Here is a 5,545-nt window from a genome sequence, read left to right on the forward strand (position 1 = left end):
CTGTTAACGCGGAAATGGCCACCCTGCGTTGGGTGGCCATTTCCGGTAAGGGAAGTCCGGCGGTGTCCTACTCTCCCACAGGGTGTCCCCTGCAGTACCATCGGCGCTGAGAGGCTTAGCTTCCGGGTTCGGAATGGGACCGGGCGTTTCCCTCTCGCTATGGCCGCCGAAACACTATCGATGTTTCATTCGGTCACAACAAAGAATGGTTCTTGTTGTGGTTGTTCCCGACCGTACATCGGGAACCACACGGTGGACGCGAGTCACGCTTATTAAGAAATGAGCGGGGGTGTTATCAAGTCATCGGCTTATTAGTACCGGTCAGCTTCACGCATTGCTGCGCTTCCACATCCGGCCTATCAACCCAGTAGTCTGGCTGGGAGCCTCTCACCCGAAGGTATGGAAGTCTCATCTTGAGGCCGGCTTCCCGCTTAGATGCTTTCAGCGGTTATCCATCCCGAACGTAGCTAATCAGCGGTGCTCCTGGCGGAACAACTGACACACCAGAGGTTCGTCCAACCCGGTCCTCTCGTACTAGGGTCAGATCCTCTCAAACTTCCTACGCGCGCAGCGGATAGGGACCGAACTGTCTCACGACGTTCTAAACCCAGCTCGCGTACCGCTTTAATGGGCGAACAGCCCAACCCTTGGGACCTACTCCAGCCCCAGGATGCGACGAGCCGACATCGAGGTGCCAAACCATGCCGTCGATATGGACTCTTGGGCAAGATCAGCCTGTTATCCCCGAGGTACCTTTTATCCGTTGAGCGACAGCGCTTCCACAAGCCACTGCCGGATCACTAGTCCCGACTTTCGTCCCTGCTCGACCTGTCAGTCTCACAGTCAAGCTCCCTTGTGCACTTACACTCGCCACCTGATTGCCAACCAGGTTGAGGGAACCTTTGGGCGCCTCCGTTACATTTTGGGAGGCAACCGCCCCAGTTAAACTACCCACCAGGCACTGTCCCTGAACCGGATTACGGTTCGAAGTTAGACATCCAGAGTGACCAGAGTGGTATTTCAACAACGACTCCACGAACACTGGCGTGTCCGCTTCAAAGTCTCCCACCTATCCTACACAAGCCACACCGAACACCAATACCAAGCTGTAGTAAAGGTCACGGGGTCTTTCCGTCCTGCTGCGCGTAACGAGCATCTTTACTCGTAATGCAATTTCGCCGAGTTCGTGGTTGAGACAGTTGGGAAGTCGTTACGCCATTCGTGCAGGTCGGAACTTACCCGACAAGGAATTTCGCTACCTTAGGATGGTTATAGTTACCACCGCCGTTTACTGGGGCTTAAATTCTGAGCTTCGCCTTACGGCTAACCCGTCCTCTTAACCTTCCAGCACCGGGCAGGCGTCAGTCCGTATACATCGTCTTGCGACTTGGCACGGACCTGTGTTTTTAGTAAACAGTCGCTACCCACTGGTCTCTGCGGCCACCACACCCTTTCCCGCGCAAGGCGGTATAAGTGGATGGCCCCCCTTCTCCCGAAGTTACGGGGGCATTTTGCCGAGTTCCTTAACCACGATTCTCTCGATCTCCTTGGTATTCTCTACCTGACCACCTGAGTCGGTTTGGGGTACGGGCAGCTAGAACCTCGCGTCGATGCTTTTCTCGGCAGCATAGGATCACCCACTTTTCATCCGCATCGTGTCTCAGCCTGAATGAGTGACGGATTTACCTACCACTCGGCCTACGCACTTGCACCAGGACAACCATCGCCTGGCATGGGCTACCTTCCTGCGTCACACCTGTTAATACGCTAGCCGCACCAGCATGGGGTCGAGCGTTCGCCAGGACGGCTTCACCCCGAAGGGATCCATCCATTCCTGGTTAGGACTCTTAGCACCACTGGATTAGCTTGGGCGGTTCTTCGCCGGTACGGGAATATCAACCCGTTGTCCATCGACTACGCCTGTCGGCCTCGCCTTAGGTCCCGACTTACCCAGGGAAGATTAGCTTGACCCTGGAACCCTTGGTCTTTCGGAGGACATGTTTCTCACACGTCTTTCGCTACTCATGCCTGCATTCTCACTCGTGTGGCCTCCACGGCTGGGTCACCCCGCCGCTTCACTGCCCACACGACGCTCTCCTACCCATCAACACGGCTGGACCACGAAGGCCTACCAATAATGTCAATGCCACAACTTCGGTGGCGTGCTTGAGCCCCGTTACATTGTCGGCGCGGAATCACTTGACCAGTGAGCTATTACGCACTCTTTCAAGGGTGGCTGCTTCTAAGCCAACCTCCTGGTTGTCTGAGCAACTCCACATCCTTTCCCACTTAGCACGCGCTTAGGGACCTTAGTTGGTGGTCTGGGTTGTTTCCCTCTCGACTATGAAGCTTATCCCCCACAGTCTCACTGCTGCGCTCTCACTTACCGGCATTCGGAGTTTGGCTGACGTCAGTAACCTTGTAGGGCCCATCGGCCATCCAGTAGCTCTACCTCCGGCAAGAAACACGCAACGCTGCACCTAAATGCATTTCGGAGAGAACCAGCTATCACGAAGTTTGATTGGCCTTTCACCCCTATCCACAGCTCATCCCCTCAGTTTTCAACCTAAGTGGGTTCGGTCCTCCACGACGTCTTACCGTCGCTTCAACCTGGCCATGGATAGATCACTTCGCTTCGGGTCTAGGACACGCGACTGAAACGCCCTGTTCAGACTCGCTTTCGCTACGGCTACCCCACACGGGTTAACCTCGCCACGTATCGCTAACTCGCAGGCTCATTCTTCAAAAGGCACGCTGTCACCCCTACTAAGGAGGCTCCAACGGTTTGTAAGCAAACGGTTTCAGGTACTATTTCACTCCCCTCCCGGGGTACTTTTCACCTTTCCCTCACGGTACTTGTCCGCTATCGGTCATCTGGGAGTATTTAGGCTTATCAGGTGGTCCTGACAGATTCACACGGGATTTCTCGGGCCCCGTGCTACTTGGGATACACGCCACGCTGAAACACGCATTTCGACTACGGGGCTGGCACCCACTATGGCCGGCCTTTCAAGACCGTTCGTCTACACGCTTCCATCACGTCGATCACCCGGCAGGATGATCAAGCACGTCCCACAACCCCTCACACGCAACGCCTGCCGGCTATCACACGCATAAGGTTTAGCCTCATCCGATTTCGCTCGCCACTACTCACGGAATCACGGTTGTTTTCTCTTCCTGTGGGTACTGAGATGTTTCACTTCCCCACGTTCCCTCTACCCGTCCTATACATTCAGACGGGAGTCACCAGGTCGGCACGCCGCCCGGCGGGGTTTCCCCATTCGGAAATCCTCGGATCAAAACTCGCTTATCAGTTCCCCGAGGCTTATCGCAGATTGCTACGTCCTTCTTCGGCTCCAGATGCCAAGGCATCCACCGTTTGCTCTTAAAGACTTGAAATCACATGAGCTGATCTATCGATCAAAAAATCGCTATTTCAAAAACACACAAAAGTGTGTCTTTAAGATGCTCGCGTCCACTGTGTAGTTCTCAAAGTACGGGCGGTACCCCCCAGACATCCCCCACAGGGAGACACCAAAAGGGGCCCAGAGAGTCAGCCACCACACCCACCCGAAAGCAGGAGCAGCACCCGGTCCCTCAGGACCCAACAGCGTGCATGTACCAGCACCTCACAACCCACCGTTCCAACCCCCGAAAGGGCGTACTAAACAGATCACTCAGAAACCAGCACCCCATCAAATGTTCCACCCATGAGCAAACCCCTCCGAGACGAACGCTCGAAGCGGGCTCTGGAACCCCCCGAAGAGAGTTCAGAAGCTCCTTAGAAAGGAGGTGATCCAGCCGCACCTTCCGGTACGGCTACCTTGTTACGACTTAGTCCTAATTACCGATCCCACCTTCGACGGCTCCCTCCACAAGGGTTAGGCCACCGGCTTCAGGTGTTACCGACTTTCATGACTTGACGGGCGGTGTGTACAAGACCCGGGAACGTATTCACCGCAGCGTTGCTGATCTGCGATTACTAGCGACTCCGACTTCATGAGGTCGAGTTGCAGACCTCAATCCGAACTGGGACCGGCTTTTTGGGATTCGCTCCACCTCGCGGTATCGCAGCCCATTGTACCGGCCATTGTAGCATGCGTGAAGCCCAAGACATAAGGGGCATGATGATTTGACGTCATCCCCACCTTCCTCCGAGTTGACCCCGGCAGTATCCCATGAGTTCCCACCATTACGTGCTGGCAACATAGAACGAGGGTTGCGCTCGTTGCGGGACTTAACCCAACATCTCACGACACGAGCTGACGACAACCATGCACCACCTGTTCACCAGTGTCCAAAGAGTTGACCATTTCTGGCCCGTTCTGGTGTATGTCAAGCCTTGGTAAGGTTCTTCGCGTTGCATCGAATTAATCCGCATGCTCCGCCGCTTGTGCGGGTCCCCGTCAATTCCTTTGAGTTTTAGCCTTGCGGCCGTACTCCCCAGGCGGGGAACTTAATGCGTTAGCTACGTCACGGAATCCGTGGAAAGGACCCCACAACTAGTTCCCAACGTTTACGGGGTGGACTACCAGGGTATCTAAGCCTGTTTGCTCCCCACCCTTTCGCTCCTCAGCGTCAGTAACGGCCCAGAGATCTGCCTTCGCCATCGGTGTTCCTCCTGATATCTGCGCATTCCACCGCTACACCAGGAATTCCAATCTCCCCTACCGCACTCTAGTCTGCCCGTACCCACTGCAAGCCCGAGGTTGAGCCTCGGGATTTCACAGCAGACGCGACAGACCGCCTACGAGCTCTTTACGCCCAATAATTCCGGATAACGCTTGCGCCCTACGTATTACCGCGGCTGCTGGCACGTAGTTAGCCGGCGCTTTTTCTGCAGGTACCGTCACCCGAAGGCTTCTTCCCTACCAAAAGAGGTTTACAACCCGAAGGCCGTCATCCCTCACGCGGCGTTGCTGCATCAGGCTTTCGCCCATTGTGCAATATTCCCCACTGCTGCCTCCCGTAGGAGTCTGGGCCGTGTCTCAGTCCCAGTGTGGCCGGTCACCCTCTCAGGCCGGCTACCCGTCGACGCCTTGGTGAGCCATTACCTCACCAACAAGCTGATAGGCCGCGAGCCCATCCCAGACCGAAAAATCTTTCCAAACACGACCATGCGATCGCATCTCATATCCAGTATTAGACGCCGTTTCCAGCGCTTATCCCAGAGTCCAGGGCAGGTTGCTCACGTGTTACTCACCCGTTCGCCACTGATCCACAGAGCAAGCTCTGTTTCACCGTTCGACTTGCATGTGTTAAGCACGCCGCCAGCGTTCATCCTGAGCCAGGATCAAACTCTCCGTAAAAAACAGTTGCTCAACCCAATCGGAATAAGACCAGGAAAAGCGAGTTCAATCATGACCAAACGGATGCCATTGCTGACAATCCAAAATTGATCCAAAGGAATCTCAAACCACAAAAATGTGGCCGAGGTTATTTGGCATTTGACAAGTGCACGCTGTTGAGTTCTCAAAGATCGGACGCACCAACCAGCCCACAACCAAGCAGGCCCAGAAGGGCAACTTCACAATCATACCCCACC

General features: G+C 55.1%; 3 rRNA genes. All 3 read right to left on the reverse strand.

The annotated features are described in order from the left end of the window. Positions 1-54: 54 nt before the first annotated feature. A 5S ribosomal RNA gene (rrf, locus tag ABD204_RS14055) occupies positions 55-171 on the reverse strand. Between the two features lie 120 nt (positions 172-291). After that, positions 292-3,399, reverse strand: a 23S ribosomal RNA gene (locus ABD204_RS14060). A gap of 386 nt (positions 3,400-3,785) precedes the next feature. Further along, positions 3,786-5,309, reverse strand: a 16S ribosomal RNA gene (locus ABD204_RS14065). Together the 16S, 23S and 5S rRNA genes form the textbook arrangement of a ribosomal RNA operon. Positions 5,310-5,545: the final 236 nt, after the last annotated feature.

The sequence above is a fragment of the Microbacterium aquimaris genome (genome assembly GCF_039531285.1).
Lineage (GTDB): Bacteria > Actinomycetota > Actinomycetes > Actinomycetales > Microbacteriaceae > Microbacterium > Microbacterium aquimaris.